A 14,981-nucleotide genomic window follows, 5' to 3' on the forward strand; every position below is an offset into this window, starting at 1 on the left:
ATCAAATGTCACCGACAGAATATGAAAACCAGTATTATCAACGGCTCGGAAGTGTCTGGATTATCCGTGGCGATTCAGTTTCGTTGTCTGGCATGACGTACACAAGTTCAAGCCTGCCGACTTTGATACAGTGTCGGGGAAGGAGAGTTTTGCTGAAACCGGCCTCACGGAGATCACGCTAGGTCAACTTTCAAGCTGGAAGCAGAATAACCGCCGCGAGGCGGTTTTTTTACGCCCTTTTCCCGGCGTTCGGTAAAACCCCAATAGTGCCGATCCTGCCTTGCGTTTTTGACAAACCCCAAGAAGATTACAGCCAGGCCTCATGGAAATATTGATTCTGCTAACGCCCTGTCGCGTCGTGACAGAACAATATCCGCAGTAACAGCAACGTTACTGTTCACAACGGAGCCTGAAATGAACAATTTTTTGTTGTGCTGTAAAACCGCCCTGGAATGCCTGAAGCTGCTTCAGGAGAACGCTGTCATTTTTCTTTCGTATCTGATGCCATTGTTGATAACCACACAGCACCTTTTCTCCGGCGGTATTCCATACTGACCGATCCGCAGGCCGCCGGTAGGCGGCTTTTTTACGCCTTTTTCCCGGCATTCGGTAGAACCCCTATTCTGCCGAACTAAGCTGAACAACGAAAAAAGCCGCCCAAGAGGACGGCTATAAACCTTTCAGTTTTGCCCGTTCAGGCTTTCACCTTCACAGACTCCGGCACCTTAAAGGAACCAGTTGATCAACTGCAATACAGCCGCAATTAAGGTCAGAATAGCGATAATCAGCTCAATCATTCCCCGCACCTCCATCTCTGTGGCGCGTAGGCTACTAGGCAGTCCCCTTTCCTCAAATCCGCCCATCCGGTTATGCCATTCACTTAACCAAAAGAGAATTTCACCACGCTGCCGCCCAGGCTTCCGGGTGCGAAACCGGAAGAGGGCTATACCATTACCGTGTGCTTGCCCACGGTTCGGGTACTGTCTGTACCAAATTCGATTTTGAAGAGTCTGATCTGGCTCATCACACAGGCGGCTAAGCGGGCTTTACTCCTTTGATCTATGAGCATTATAAACCGTGCTGCGGCTGATTGAATACAGGTTTGATCATATGGCTCATTAGACGTATAATTAACTCGCCAAAAGAGAATTTCACCACGCTGTACGCCGGATGCCCGCGAAGCATCACAGGCTACAGAGCAAAGAACCCGCCCTGAGCGGGTTTTTTGCTATCTGAGCACTAAGCCGGAAAATGCCAATTCTGCCTGTCCAATTCATTATAGGTGGTCAAAATTAACATTCTAAAATGCTTTAAATGCGATACCTGCAACACACTTATTAATTGCAGGATTGGCATGTCAAACAGAGATGTTCAGCCTTTTCAGTTTGCATGCCCTCAATGTGAGCAGCGCATCACCTTTACTATTGGCGATGACAACGGTGATCTGGAAGGGGCTACAGAGAGTTTAGATTTTAAATGGCCGTTTACGGACGAAAATCCTTTTGTGGATCTTCATATCGATTTCCCTGTATATTTCGGAAAATATGTTAAGGGAATGACAACCTTTTTCCGGGTTATAGGTGAAATTGGTCAGGACGCTTTCAGTCATTTAGATCTTCGCTTGGAAGTATTAAATAAGCTGCACCCCTTAAAGAGAGAGCTGGAAAGCGTTATAACACAGTATAAAAAAGGTGATATAAAAAATTTTGCGAAGGTTTGCAAAAAAATCCCTGGTGTTAACCTGAAAACCCACAAAAGGCAGGATGTGTTTGCCGCACTCTACACAGCAACGTCAATTATGTCTTCGCCTTTTACGATTCATGAGCAGAATGAAGAGCTAGCACAAGGCTTCCCGCAGCTTTATATTTTCCTGCACAGTACGCACCATGATAAAACCATTGATTTCATTGATGAAATAATCAAAAGCCGCTTTCTGACTAATTTACATCATGACTGCCTTACCCTGTATCCAAAAATAGTACAGATGGATCTACCTTTACGCCCAGCCTTTTTTTATGATTATGTTGATGAAAAAAATTATACGGCTGTTCCTGCCCGCGTATCAACTGATAACTTTGATTCATGCAATAACTACTATAAAGATCTGGCAGAGGTTTTTTCCCGGCAACTGACACTTCTTGCAGGTTTGAATAATTTATTAAAGCGCGGAGACCATAACGAATTTGAGCCATCTTTAAAGATGACAAGAAAACAGGATGTGCGGAAAGAGCTATTGTCACTTAACAAATTTGCTGACGTTGATTTGGGCAGTAAGATTCAATTCATTGATGACTGTTTTTATTTTATCGAAACAAAAGCCATAGATAACCGCCTAAGAAATGGCATTGCACACTATAAATATGAATATAATGAATCAACACAAGTCATCACCTATTATCCCACAAAGGAAGGCATGGATCGGGAAAAGGGAGAAGATATTTCGTTTATGGAGTTTCTGCGCAAAACGCTGTTACTTTTTCGCGAGGTTCATAATCTCAATCATCTCATTAAAGCAACGCTTTACTACAGTGTTTTAATCCTCAAAAAGGATGTCTGACACTGATCTTCACACCTTCTCTGCAACGCGTAAAGCCGCCGCCAGGCGGTTTTTTTACGCCCTTCTCCGGGCATTCGGTAAAACGCCAATTCTACCGAATTTGCTATGCAAACAAAAAAGCCGCCCCGGTGGGACGGCCTAAAACGTGAAGCTGTTTTATGTCCCCAGGGGGACTTCATCTCCGATTAAAGAAACTTTTCGATCAGGGACAGTATAACTGTCACCAGATTAATCACTGCCGTAATAAGCTCGATCATAACCCGCATCCTCATGCTGATGCGTGGCGTTTACCTACCTCCCGCCGTATATTCCCCCAGAAGGTTTCGGAACTCCGCTTTCGCTAAGAATGAAGTTAACCACACATATATTGCCCCCGGCCCAGGGATGCGACCCCCTTCGTCTGGGACTCCTTCCTTACAGCTCGTTCCCTCTGCTACCAATAAATCAGTTTTAACTAAGGAGATTAAAATGACTGATTGCCGCAATGTTGCGCGGCTTTTTTACTGAAGCAATATATGGATTCAACTTAGCGATGCGGAAGTATAAAGCGTAAGCACGACTTATCAAAGCGGGATTTGATAAGGTAGGTCACATGACGTACACTGAAAGAGCTAAGAATGAAGTTAACCACACCGTTATGCCAGCCTGCGAAACTGACGTAACGGTAAGAAACCCCGCCCTAGAGCGGGGTTTCTGCCATCTGACCGCCGCCAGGCGGTTTTTTTACGCCCTTCTCCGGGCATTCGGTAAAACCCCTATTCTGCCGAATTGCCCTGGCATTAGCTTAAAGCAAGCTGTATTGTATTAAACATAAACTGATTTTTTCAGGATATTCATATGCAACTGGCAACAAAAAGAATGATGCGTAAGCTGCCTTTCATCGGCGACTGGCATATGTTCAGCGTCCTTTATTCCCAGGCCGAGCTTGAACGGCTGGAAGCAGAGCTGAATTCTTTGCAGGCTGAATATGACAGGCTAACAGCTGAAGGGCCGGACGTTGTGGAAGAAACACGCCGTGCGAATCCCCGCGTATCGAGCGAGCTGCATATCCTTGAACTGGTCAGATACAAAGCCCGCCGACTAAAAGCCGAGCTCAATTACCAGAAGATAGTTGTTGAAGAAGCACGTGAACATGTTGAATAACCGCCGCCAGGCGGTTTTTTTACGCCCTTCTGCCGCCGTTCGGTAAAACGCCCATTCTGCCGAATTTCGGCGTAGAAATGAAAAAAGGCTGAGTAATCACCCTGCCTTTTCGTTAGCTAAAAATTTTTATGCCGCTGTCAGTCCGCGATTAGTCAGGCTTGAACAACGTGCCCAGGTAAACCACGTCACTACCTTTTTTTGTAAAGCGCAGGTTCATCTTATGGCCGGAGGAAATGACATGAGCCGTGTAAGTTTTTTCTTTTTCATTATTGCTCCAGCTTTCGACAGCTGCATTCATGCCTTTAAATTCAATATTTTTCTCAGTAATTTTCAAAATGAGTCCGAACTGCTCATTTTTATAATCCCCGTAAATGCCGTCGTCACCGCAGCCAGCCAGCAGGAACGCCATACCAAGAATGGCTGCCATGAATAATTTTTTCATCAATAGTCCTTTTGTGAGGAGTTTTTTACCAGAATATGACGCCGTAAAAAAAGACAAAAAAGGGAAGGTTGTCCTTCCCCTCTTGAACCCTTACGACTTGCCACTTAATTTTCTTATTACGCTTTGCGTTATGCCAAACGCGCCAATGAGAGGTATAGCAGAACCAACATATCTTTCGATACCTATTCCCTGCCAAAGAAAGAAAAGTCCGATAAGAGCTAGAGGAAGTGCGCACAAAACCAAAAGGATAATGCCTGCAACGATCTGACCACCGGACACTGGATGACTCATCTTTACTTTCCTTACGATATGAAAAACCATTGTACTGCTTTATTTTTCTTCTTATTAGGAATCATCTTAATCGCATAGCAGGTGAAAATCCAGCGTGGCTTATACGTTTTATCATTCGGTAAAACCCTAATAAGACCGAATTGACGCACTTATCCACCGTTTCTGTGGATAACGCTATATGTTGCGTCGGTCCGCAAAAATCGCCTACCAGATATAGGGGTCAGGCGATCAGCATCCGGGCTGGCCGCGCCGGTCAGCCTGCCGTGCTGTTCGGTAAAACTCCGACACGGGCGGGTTTAACCGAATTAGAATCCTCGCCAGCAGAGTTTATTTCCTTGACTTTCACAAATAAAAATAGACCAATACTGATTGGTATAATGACATTTAGGTATGCCCCAATGTCATGTACCAAACCGAACGGTTTCGTACATGTAGAATATAGCCTGTCCGAAAGTTAGTGTTTTTAATTTCGGACATGCGTTATAATAAGTACACCTATTTCGTACATAAAATAACTACATGTCACGAGTTTTTGCCTACTGCAGGGTATCGACCCTCGAACAGAACACTGAAAACCAGCGTCGTGAAATCGAAGCGGCCGGCTTTGCCATCAGACCCCAGCGACTGATTGAAGAGTACATAAGTGGTTCAGTCGCGGCTGCTGAACGCCCTGGATTTATGCGTCTCCTTGATCGAATGGAAAACGGGGACGTTTTAATCGCAACGAAGCTGGATCGCCTCGGGCGAAACGCCATGGATATCAGAAAAACCGTTGAGCTACTTTCTGCGTCAGAAATACGGGTACACTGCCTGGCGCTGGGAGGGGTAGACCTCACCAGTCCGGCCGGAAAGATGACAATGCAGGTAATCTCGGCGGTTGCTGAATTTGAGCGCGATCTGCTACTTGAACGTACACATGCTGGTATTGCGCGGGCTAAGGCATCCGGAAAGCGTTTCGGCCGCCCGCCGGCTCTGGATGACGAACAAAAGAAAGCGGTGTTCTTGCGCCTTAGTGAAGGGAAGAGTATCAGCGCGATCGCCCGCGAATTTGACACCACACGGCAGACCATTTTAAGAGTGAAAGCGATAATGGAAGACGCTGATGCTCGTTCATGAGTTGCTTTTCTGCGTATGTCCGCTTTGTGCCAGAAGCGGACGTTGAAAAATGAAGAGGGAAATAACCTTCTTCCGCTATGCCCTTATTTCTAAAGTCTGGCTGCTGCTTTTAAAGTAGCCTGCCGCCTCTTTTCAATAAATGGCGCAACCTGTTCCTGTGCTTTTTTTAGCTGTTCTTCAGATGCTGTACGGGGTGAGCCACAGGTAAAGGGAGGTGCGGGGTCGTATTCCATATGCAGCTGAATATTCTGAGCGATATCACTACCGTACATTTCTGACACGACGTTGAGAGCAAAATCTATACCTGAAGTCACACCTGCGCCAGTTATACGGTTGCGGTCACGAACTACGCGCTCACTTACTGGCTCTGCACCTAACAAAGTGAGCTGATCCAGAGAAGCCCAGTGTGTAGTTGCTTTGTATCCCCTCAGAAGCCCTGCTGCGCCCAAAACAAGCGACCCAGTACATACCGCAGTCACGAGCTTTGCTTGTTTACTTTGAGTACGGATAAACGAAAGGACTTCTTCGTCCTCCATCAGGTTTATCTGCCCTGGACCACCCGGGACACAAATTACATCCAGTTCGGGACATGCGTTGAATGTGGTTGTTGGCTGTATAGCCATACCACGATCAGAAACCACGAGGTCCAGGTTTTTCCAGATGAGATGAACCTTTATATTTGGCGCTCTTACAAAAACTTCATAAGGGCCGGTAAGATCAAGCTGAGTAAGAGCCGGAAACAGGAGCAGCCCGATGGATGTGCATGACGAATCACTCATAAAAAATCCTTTTAACTTAAAACGATATAATGTCTTTTCCTTCAACAAAGGCAACCATTTGTTTAACGAATAGAAGTGCGCCTACTTAAGATCATGATTACTCAGCTGTATTTCAGTAGCGTTAAGAAATTTATTACCAGTCCGAACCAAAATGACTAATGGTAAAACGTCCGCTATTCGCTTAAAGCAGGCATCAGCCTTCACGTAGTCCGCTTTGTGCCAGAAGCGGACATTGGAAATGTCATATTTTATTAACTAATGGTTAGCCGAGCAGGAATTACAGATCCTTTGAATCCTGTGCTGAAAGTGAACTTTGAATTTTATCCGCATTTTCACCTGCTAATAAAAGTGTCCCTTTTATTTCATTAAGTGCCATAAGATTTTTGCCGTTGGTCCATATATGGGTTCTTGGCACCCCCCCTCGAGCAGGCGGGCCGAACTTCTGGGTTAAAGCCGAAAGAACAGTATGTTGCGTGAGACCTTGCTGCTGATTGATAGCAATATGTATATAAGCAAGCTTGCCGTCATAGAAGTAGAGATTACTACTTTTAGTCGTTTCATTAGCTATGGAAGCTATCTTAGCATCACATATCAAGACCTTTTCTTTTTCGTAAATCTTTTCTTTTCCAGGGCAAACAGTTACAGAATCCCCGATATGATAGCCTTTTATTTCGAGGGGGATGTTTGTAGCTGAAGTAAGCCCAGGCACATTAAGGCTACAGGCACCTAAAAGAAGTGAAACACTTATAACCGAAGCTAGCTTAATCATAAAAATTGTCCATAGGATAGAGAAAAGGTTATCGACTCTTGAAGCAAGTTCTTTATAGAAAAAAATGAATTGGATTGAGAAAAGTGTCGCGACAACTATGACTGGCAATTTCACAGCAGTTAACGTGACCGCACCCCTAATACTCTGATGTCTGCTCCTCGCTCATAGCGGCCATTAGCCTGACGTCCGCCTGCTCTGTGCCAGAAGCAGGCGTTTGTATCAAGCAACCTGCAAGGGCGATCATTGCGCTTTAAGTCAGAGGCCAGAAGTTTGAATAAGGCACACATATCTTTAGCTGAGTCAGTGGAAAGCGCCTTTTGAAAAACTTCCCTTTATCGATCCAACCGCATAAGGCCATGCCATTTTCACATTCGAGCACAACCATTGTTTGTCTTCTTTTTCGACGCCGAACAATTGTGCCCACGCCTGTCATAATGATGCCTTTCCTGAAAGCTCTTTTTCATTAAGATTGCTGTTTAAGAGCACCGACCTGATAATAAAATCGTTACACCTTTTGAGATCCTCACTATCAGGCTGAATTTTTCCGTATACCCGCATCCCTTCCAGCATCATAAAAATGCTCAGCGCCATTACTCTCGCGCTTTCATCGCGCCGAAAGACCTTCTGAGTCTGACCATTGGATAGTATGCTTTCCAACCGATTGATTATTGAGTTAAATTTATGATGAACCGTTTTTTTTACCTCTTCGTCACCCGGTAAAAGTTCGCTAGCAGCGGCAATAGTAAAACAGCCTTTCTCTCCCACAGGAGAGGATGATAAAAGCGCCACAAATTCGAGCGTTTCGCGCAATGCAGCTTCTGGCGATAACTCAACCTCTCGTTTCGCTCCTCTGGAAATGCCTTCATCCATGTACTGGTGTAGTGCCGCAAGATAGATTGCTCGCTTATCCGGGTAGAGCTTATAGATACTGGCGCTAGCCAAGCCTGATGCTTTCATAAGATCGGCCATTGAAGTTGCCCGATATCCTTTCTGCCAGAAGCATTCCAGTGCAGTATTCAGAAAGTCCTGTGGATCGAATTCTCGAGGTCTGCCAGCAGATGATTTCATTTGATTCCCCTGTGTTGATAATCAATTGTAGATCGATCAATCCACAATTGAAAGCACGTGTGTATCTCTACCTTTTTAACTCACCATATTTGCCAATTTTGGGTTAAGTATGGCGATAGCATGTCCGCTTCTCGCTCAAAGCTGCCTGTAGGTTCCTGCCGCGCCTGCCGGCGTCGGCCAACGCCTCGCGGCCGCACAGTAAACTGCACTCCCGCTCGCCGTTCCCGGAGTTCTGCATCATACTTCTTCAGCCCGGTAAAAAAACACATCGCGGGCAATCAGTATCTGTAACCTCGCTTTCCGGGAGGTTGGCAAAGCCGCCCGGAACTTTTTTGCCTAAAATCCCTCTCTCGTACCAACATCCGTCTGAAACCGGTCGCCATTCACCTGTGTGCATAGCCATGCAACTTCGCAGAAATCATCAGGGGCGTTTTTCAGGGTTTTAGGCGGGGAAAGGGCCGGGTTTTGGCCCGGAGGGCGCAGAATGGCGCTGAGGGCGCCTGCGGGGGTGCGGGCAAGAGATGTTATGGTAAATGCGAGTGAACGGCAGGGTCTCGTGAGAAAGAGCGGAAGCTCTACTCAATGTACTGGCTAAAACGCAGAAGGTATCCATCCGGATCCTGCACGAGAAATTCTCGCTGGCAGGCGGTTGTTTCGCCGGTGTTGTAATGGTTATCGCTGAGACCCCGATACAGCGTTACGCTATGCGCATTTACACGGGCGAATATCTGTTCAATGTCGTCCACTTCTATCTGGAAATTTACGCCGCGTCCCAGCGGTCTGGTGAGTTCTGCCGTATTCCACCCTCCTGGATGATACTGTTCAAGCATCAGTTGCGCTTCGCCAAGGTTGATATAGGCAAACTCCGGCTCTGTGCGCCTGATCATGACGCTGAAGCCAAGCACATCGGTATAGAAGCTAAGGGAAGCGGGAAGATCTGTTACGGTCAGCTCGGGAACCATGCGGTTCCAGTAGGGTTCGTTCGTGTCAGTCATTTTTTTCATCCTTTTTTGACTGACGCAGCATACACCAGATGGCTTGTGCGGGGTTCGTGGCCGGGATGGTATGTTCAATTCGACCTGGTAGCAGATTCAGATGAGGAGGAGGCCGCCTCATGGCTGCGGCCAGCAAATTACTACAAAGGGGATACAGCTTGAACATTGTGCTGGAAGACGTAAGGATCAGATAGCAGCTCAAATTGCTCGTCGTCTGGATAGGTGACTGCAATCTGGTACTGTTCGCCTGCAAATGCTTTCACTGCCTCAAGATCTTTCCAGTAAGTTGCCAGGAAGAAATGTTCCCATTCACCCTGTGTCTCTCTGCGTACATATGCTCCCAGATTTCCTGGTGTCCTCTCTGAATGTTCAACACCGGTCTTTTGCAGATGGCTTGCAAAGCCTTCTGCATACTTAAACGGTACGCATCCGTGCCATGTTCTGACAATCATGTGTCTATCCTCATGTTGTGGAAGCGTTTAACCATAACATGGGATGGAAAGAGGTGGGATTCGTGATCCTAATGTTATGGTAAATACAGAGTGTCTGAAGAAGGTGTATCGGATTACTGCATTACTCAGAGAGCCCGGAATACCCACACTGTAATGGGATACAACAGGTAAAGAATGACGGCGACTTGCAGCCCTTTGAGCAGCCAACGGGTATGACGCCAGAGGTGACGTTCCTTTTCATTGGCTTCCTGAATGGATTTCTGTATCTGATCCTGATGAGGCACAGCGTCATCCTTGATTGAGGGTTATCAGAGGTTCCAGCATAACGGAACACGCTTTTTCATCAAGTGCATCACCCAGATGTTATGGTAAATTCGGGTAATAGGCAGGTATGGAAGAGATTTGGCCGCCGGGCGCCAGCCTGCCCGTTAACTTCACTCTGCAGGAGTGATAGCATCGCCCGGTTTACTGGCATGCCTGATAACTTACAGGGAGCGTTTAATGCAATTAATGAGAATGACCTACGACGATCTGACCAAGGGCGGCGGCGAGGCAAAGCTGCACGTTTACGGCGTGGGGACCTTTCCAGTCTTTTCCGGCCAGAAGCCTTATACCAACGATCCAAACTGTACGTACAGGCCTAACAGCGCCATTCCGGTCGGGCGCTACTGGATCGTTCCGCGCCCTGAAGGCAGTATCGCGAACCGGATCAGAGGATGGGCCGTCGACACCTGGAACAGTTCAAATCATTCAGAGTGGTTTGCGCTCTTTAATTCGGAAACGATGAATGATTCCATCCTGATCAACGGCGTTGCCCGCGGCGGCTTTCGCCTGCATCCCCTTCGGCCGGACGGCTCCGGAGAAAGTGAAGGGTGCATCACCTTCGTGCGGCGCGCTGATTTCTACACGGTAAGGCATGCGCTGCTCCGGAGAAAAAAAGTTCGCGTGCCGGGTTCGCGAAACGGCTTGATGGCATACGGCTACGTTGAGGTTCAGGGAGAAAGTAACTTTGCAAACTGCAAAATTCGTTAAAAAAACAGCGGGGTTTTTCGTCTGTTTTATTGTGGCCTTTATGGTGTCACGTTACGGGATGCCGCTCTATCCGCTGACGGCGTGGCTCGTTGAACATTCTTACCAAATTTTCAGCGGTTACCAGGATGACGTATATGAAGCCGGTACGGATCCGGTGACGTTTTTTTCTCTTATGACTGTTATCGCGTTTTACGCTCTGGCCATGTACTGGCTGGTAAAAGCGGCAGTTAAAAAAGTAAAGCGTGGATAGGCTGATTGCAGTAAAAGCGGGGGCGCTCTGTTGGTTTCTGATATCAGGCCGATAACAGGATCAACAACACCAGGCGCGTTACGGCAGTTCATAAGAAAGTTCTTTTCAGCACCCCATACGGGGTGCTTTTTTATCCTTTCCTGCAGTTCTGTATGAAAAATCAACGCAACAACAGGTTCGCAAGCCGGATGTTATGTTCAATCCGGTGGTTTTGCAGATTGTCAGCAAGTAAGGTGCATCGTCGGGATGTGAACGGGATGCGTCCGCTCTTTGCTTGTAGCGGATCTGACAGCCAACTGGATTGACTGCTCTGTGCCAGAAGCGGATGTTGCCAGCCAGCCCAAGGCTATCTCGTGCTAATAGCAAGTTTAGCAGCGAAGCATAAAAATAAGCCCCCTGTTGCTCTGTCCATTACCCGGATAACGCGACCTTTCTTCAGTACGGCTGACGCAAAATGCGTGGATAAAATGAGAGTGACTGACCATATAGTCCCAATCGCTACGTGGATGCTGACCAGGATAAAAGTCCATATTAAAGGTGAGTGACCGGCAGGCACGAACTGCGGCAAAAAAGAGACATAGAAAATGCCCATTTTGGGATTGAGCACATTCCCCAGCATTCCTCTGATAAACCAACTCCTCTGAGAAACGTTGTTGTCATCCCCACCACTGAAAGATGATCGAAGATGTATCAGCAGTTGTAAGCCCAGCCAGCTCAGGTAGACCGCGCCACAAACTTTGAACACAGTGTAAGCCATCTCTGAAACCGCCAGAAGAGCGCCAAGACCCAACGCGACCAGCGCGCCCCATATAAAACAGCCAGCATCAATGCCAAGCGCAGCGTGAAAAGCCTTTTTGCCGCCCTCTGCACAAGCGGTGCGTAGAATAAGTGCCGTATCGAGGCCGGGAGTTAGGGGAAGTACCAGTGCTGCGAGAGAGAATGCGAAGAGGGAATCGTTAACCGTCATTTTCTTTGTCCGAAAGAGCAGATGCTAATCATTTAGTTTCCTGCAATCAATCTATCAAATATTACTTTTTAAAGTCCGCTTTTCGCTCATATAGGACACCCATAATCAGATCTCCTGATCTAATGGAGATTGAGCATGACAACATTCCCATGGAACAATGGCCGTATTATTGGCCAGAAACGGCCTCTTCAGATCTCTCATATCTGGGGAGTCCGTATCAGACTTGAGTTGGAAGGAAAAATACGCGACCTGGCTCTGTTTAACATGGCTCAGGAATTTAAGTTTTTTATAATAACTCTCCTTGGTAACACAATAAGCCATGATGCTACCTCTATCATTACGGTTCGGAATATAACAATGATTACGATAAAACCTCACCAGTCAGAGCGGATTTTTTCGGGCAGCTTTCAAGTTAAAAGCCAAGTTTAATATTACACTCAACATTGCATTAAAAATAAAAAGCTTACCAGCTGGCCATTACTCACTATTTCCATTTTTAGGTATATAGCTTTTTTTACAATAAATATAAGAGCTATAGTAATTGACCCGATAAAAAGAATTTTAACATGGTTTTTTTTCGATTCCCTGGTAGTCACTATACTTCCCCGTACTTCCTCTTATCATTAGAAATGATATAGTTGAAGGAATAAAAAATACTAAGCAAAATAGCAGTACGCTAATAATTGACGATATAGCAATAAAAGAAAATATATCTTTGAATGTTATAGCCTGTAAAAAAACATCCTGTCGTCCTATACGATAAAGAAAGCCTCACGTAAACAGTACTGCTATACCAGTTACTATAGCTGAAGGTGTAATTACCGTTATTAGCCAATTTTTACTATCTTACTTCTCATCAACTCATAAAAAATTTTCCATAACCAAGGCCTTTTTATTAATATCAGATCCTATATTTAACACATAAATAAAATTTTTTAAATTAAAAATTCAGCAAGTTATTCATTTTTTGTCAGGGATCCTGAGTAGGTTTTTGAGGATTTGTTAATTTATTATTTCTTTATGATGAATTATTAATCTTTAGCTATTTATAATAACATATAAATAGCTAAAGAGACTTTTGTAGGTGTCTTTTATTACATCATAAAATGCATTTCCTTGGCTTGCAGGTACTGATGTTAATCCTCAGCGTAAAATCAGCATCTCAAAGGCAATGGATTGCACCTCATAGCTCATTTTTAAGCAGGTAGTCAGCCGTTATGCACTATCATTTTTTCCAGCCATTCTAATGATTTAATCCTTCTATTTGTAAAGGTTGATTTTTTATTTTATCTTAAAAAAATTAAAATTTGCCTTAGGGTGGTTTTTTATACTTACTTAAAATGCATTTGATTAAATAAGTCTTTTTTTTACTTGGTTAGGAACTTTCTGATACTTAAGGTGATATTCTTTCTTCCATTGCTTACCCAATCCTTACAATAAATTTTACTTAATCATTCTATGAACAGAACATGGAAGCTGCTGGTACTAGGCGTCATCATTATCGCTGGCCGTGCCAATGCTGAGCCTTTATTACCAGGTGATCGCGAAGTTATTCAAAACCAGCAGCAGCAGCAACTGCAGCAGGACCAGCGGCAACGTGATGAGTTGTGGCAGGCCGCATCTCCGAAAATTGCGCCGGTTAAAGAAGTCAATTCAGACTCGTGCTTTCCTTTACAGAAAGTTGTCATCCGTAATGCCATATTGCTTTCAGCCAGTCAGCAGAAGAATTTTACTAAAGATTTTATCAATCGCTGCCTGAACTTAACGGAAATTAATTCACTTGTACACACCATTTCTGACTGGTATATCCAACGTGGCTATATTACCAGCCGGGCTTTTTTAACCGAGCAGGATTTATCCCGCGGCGAGCTGGTTATTCCTGTTCTGGAAGGAAAGGTAGAAACTATTCGCCTGAATGGCAAATATTCACCCGTGCTGGCTACAGCCTTTCCCGGTCTGGAAGGAAAAACGCTGAATCTGCGTGATATCGAGCAGGGCATGGAACAAATTAACCGGGTGCAACGTACACCGGTACAGATAGAAATTTTGCCATCACCGCAAGCAGGTTACTCAAGAGTAAATTTGACGTCAAAACCGGAATTCCCATTCAATATTTCACTGGGAATGGACAACAGCGGGCAAAAAGTTACCGGTACCGGCCAGGTTAACGGTTCTGTAACGGGTAACAATCTGCTTGGGCTGGCCGATCGCTGGTTTATCAGCGGTAGTCGCAGTAGCGATTTTAGCAAATGGCGTGATGCGCAAAGTCTGCAGGCAGGTGTCAGCATTCCGTACGGATATGGCCTGCTGGATTATAGCTACAGCCGGAGCAGTTACCATAATTCTTTTACTGATAATAGTTTCACCTGGCTCAGTAATGGCGACAACATTGCACACCGGCTGAACGGTTCATGGGTATTGCTACGCAATGGCAATATCAAAACCGGCGTTCAGCTCGGTATTAATCGCTACGTCAGCCATAACTTCCTAAATCACACGCTGTTGCAGAGCAGTAGCCGCAACATAACCAGCCTTCAGGCGGGTCTGGTTCATACGCAAAAAATTGCTGGTGGCGTTGCCACGCTTAACCCCGCTTTCAGTCGCGGCATGCCCTGGTTCAGTGCCGAAAATGACGATGGAAAAAGTGATGATTTACCGAAAGCCCGCTTTCGTAAATGGAGCGTAGCCGGCAGTTTCCAGCGACCTGTTACGCAAAAACTGTGGTGGCTCAGCAGTTTTTACGGGCAATGGTCGCCTGACCGTCTCTACGGCAGCGAACGCCTGACCCTGGGAGGGGAAAGCTCGGTACGAGGTTTTAAAGAGCAATACCTGTCCGGCGACGCCGGAGGCTATTTGCGAAATGAAATCAATTACACCCTTTTCACTCTGCCAGCCCTGGGTGAGGTCAGTACCTTGTTGGCGATTGATGGTGGGTGGCTGAAAAGCGACCCCATGAACCGCCACTCTACCGGTTCCCTGTGGGGTAGCGCCGTGGGGCTTGGCACTCGGACTACGCATTTTTATAGCCAGTACACGCTCGGTATTCCACTTAGCTATCCCGGTGAACTGACGCCGGATCACGTCAGCATTTATGCCCGTTTCGGGTTAGTCTTTTAAGGG

The 14,981-nt window shown here is 45.9% G+C and carries 15 protein-coding genes and 1 pseudogene; 7 read left to right on the top strand and 9 right to left on the bottom strand.

Going from position 1 to position 14,981, the window contains the following annotated elements:
* Positions 1-390 precede the first annotated feature (390 nt).
* A complete protein-coding gene (locus tag AB3U87_RS20965; RefSeq protein ID WP_394150366.1) occupies positions 391-606 on the bottom strand; it encodes a hypothetical protein in 216 nt (71 codons plus the stop codon).
* Between the two features lie 748 nt (positions 607-1,354).
* Here AB3U87_RS20965 and AB3U87_RS20970 point away from each other — a divergent pair.
* Together AB3U87_RS20970 and AB3U87_RS20975 are read left to right on the top strand one after the other, a co-directional pair.
* Positions 1,355-2,557, top strand: coding sequence for a hypothetical protein (locus AB3U87_RS20970; protein ID WP_394150368.1), 1,203 nt, complete (start codon positions 1,355-1,357; stop codon positions 2,555-2,557).
* An 837-nt stretch (positions 2,558-3,394) separates the two neighbouring features.
* Positions 3,395-3,700 (top strand): hypothetical protein, encoded by a 306-nt coding sequence (locus AB3U87_RS20975; protein WP_394150370.1) that lies wholly within the window; start codon positions 3,395-3,397, stop codon positions 3,698-3,700.
* Positions 3,701-3,848: 148 nt separating this feature from the next.
* Here the strand turns inward: AB3U87_RS20975 and AB3U87_RS20980 are convergent, their stop codons facing one another.
* Both AB3U87_RS20980 and AB3U87_RS20985 read right to left on the bottom strand, forming a co-directional pair.
* A complete protein-coding gene (locus AB3U87_RS20980; RefSeq protein ID WP_394150372.1) occupies positions 3,849-4,142 on the bottom strand; it encodes a hypothetical protein in 294 nt (97 codons plus the stop codon).
* 90 nt (positions 4,143-4,232) lie between these two features.
* Positions 4,233-4,433 carry a hypothetical protein gene (locus tag AB3U87_RS20985; protein ID WP_394150374.1) on the bottom strand — a complete coding sequence of 67 codons (201 nt, stop codon included), beginning with the start codon at positions 4,431-4,433 and terminating at the stop codon, positions 4,233-4,235.
* Between the two features lie 519 nt (positions 4,434-4,952).
* Here AB3U87_RS20985 and AB3U87_RS20990 point away from each other — a divergent pair.
* Positions 4,953-5,549, top strand: coding sequence for a recombinase family protein (locus tag AB3U87_RS20990; RefSeq protein ID WP_394150376.1), 597 nt, complete (start codon positions 4,953-4,955; stop codon positions 5,547-5,549).
* Between the two features lie 89 nt (positions 5,550-5,638).
* Here the strand turns inward: AB3U87_RS20990 and AB3U87_RS20995 are convergent, their stop codons facing one another.
* The 5 genes from AB3U87_RS20995 to AB3U87_RS21015 form a co-directional block, all read right to left on the bottom strand.
* Positions 5,639-6,328, bottom strand: a complete 690-nt coding sequence (locus tag AB3U87_RS20995) for a DJ-1/PfpI family protein (RefSeq protein WP_394150378.1) — start codon at positions 6,326-6,328, stop codon at positions 5,639-5,641.
* Positions 6,329-6,605: 277 nt separating this feature from the next.
* Entirely contained in the window at positions 6,606-7,097 is a 492-nt protein-coding gene (locus AB3U87_RS21000) for a hypothetical protein (protein ID WP_394150380.1), read from the bottom strand.
* Positions 7,098-7,526: 429 nt separating this feature from the next.
* Positions 7,527-8,165: a TetR/AcrR family transcriptional regulator gene (locus tag AB3U87_RS21005; RefSeq protein ID WP_394150382.1), complete on the bottom strand. Its 639-nt coding sequence runs from the start codon at positions 8,163-8,165 to the stop codon at positions 7,527-7,529.
* A 575-nt stretch (positions 8,166-8,740) separates the two neighbouring features.
* A complete protein-coding gene (locus tag AB3U87_RS21010; RefSeq protein ID WP_394150384.1) occupies positions 8,741-9,160 on the bottom strand; it encodes a bleomycin resistance protein in 420 nt (139 codons plus the stop codon).
* A gap of 140 nt (positions 9,161-9,300) precedes the next feature.
* Positions 9,301-9,612, bottom strand: coding sequence for a hypothetical protein (locus AB3U87_RS21015; RefSeq protein WP_024966939.1), 312 nt, complete (start codon positions 9,610-9,612; stop codon positions 9,301-9,303).
* A 501-nt stretch (positions 9,613-10,113) separates the two neighbouring features.
* Here AB3U87_RS21015 and AB3U87_RS21020 point away from each other — a divergent pair.
* Both AB3U87_RS21020 and AB3U87_RS21025 read left to right on the top strand, forming a co-directional pair.
* Entirely contained in the window at positions 10,114-10,644 is a 531-nt protein-coding gene (locus AB3U87_RS21020) for a DUF2778 domain-containing protein (RefSeq protein WP_301729647.1), read from the top strand.
* A complete protein-coding gene (locus AB3U87_RS21025; RefSeq protein ID WP_301729648.1) occupies positions 10,622-10,894 on the top strand; it encodes a hypothetical protein in 273 nt (90 codons plus the stop codon). The genes AB3U87_RS21020 and AB3U87_RS21025 overlap by 23 nt, the downstream gene beginning before the upstream one ends.
* Positions 10,895-11,240: 346 nt before the next feature.
* Here the strand turns inward: AB3U87_RS21025 and AB3U87_RS21030 are convergent, their stop codons facing one another.
* Positions 11,241-11,861, bottom strand: a complete 621-nt coding sequence (locus AB3U87_RS21030; RefSeq protein ID WP_394150387.1) for a LysE family translocator — start codon at positions 11,859-11,861, stop codon at positions 11,241-11,243.
* A gap of 135 nt (positions 11,862-11,996) precedes the next feature.
* On the opposite strand from AB3U87_RS21030, the pseudogene AB3U87_RS21035 reads away from it, so the two are divergent.
* Both AB3U87_RS21035 and AB3U87_RS21040 read left to right on the top strand, forming a co-directional pair.
* Positions 11,997-12,143: pseudogene (locus AB3U87_RS21035) on the top strand (integrase); the annotation flags it as partial.
* A gap of 1,176 nt (positions 12,144-13,319) precedes the next feature.
* A complete protein-coding gene (locus AB3U87_RS21040; protein ID WP_394150389.1) occupies positions 13,320-14,978 on the top strand; it encodes a ShlB/FhaC/HecB family hemolysin secretion/activation protein in 1,659 nt (552 codons plus the stop codon).
* Positions 14,979-14,981 lie beyond the last annotated feature (3 nt).

The sequence above is a fragment of the Erwinia plantamica genome, assembly GCF_043420595.1.
In the GTDB taxonomy this organism is placed as follows: domain Bacteria; phylum Pseudomonadota; class Gammaproteobacteria; order Enterobacterales; family Enterobacteriaceae; genus Erwinia; species Erwinia aeris.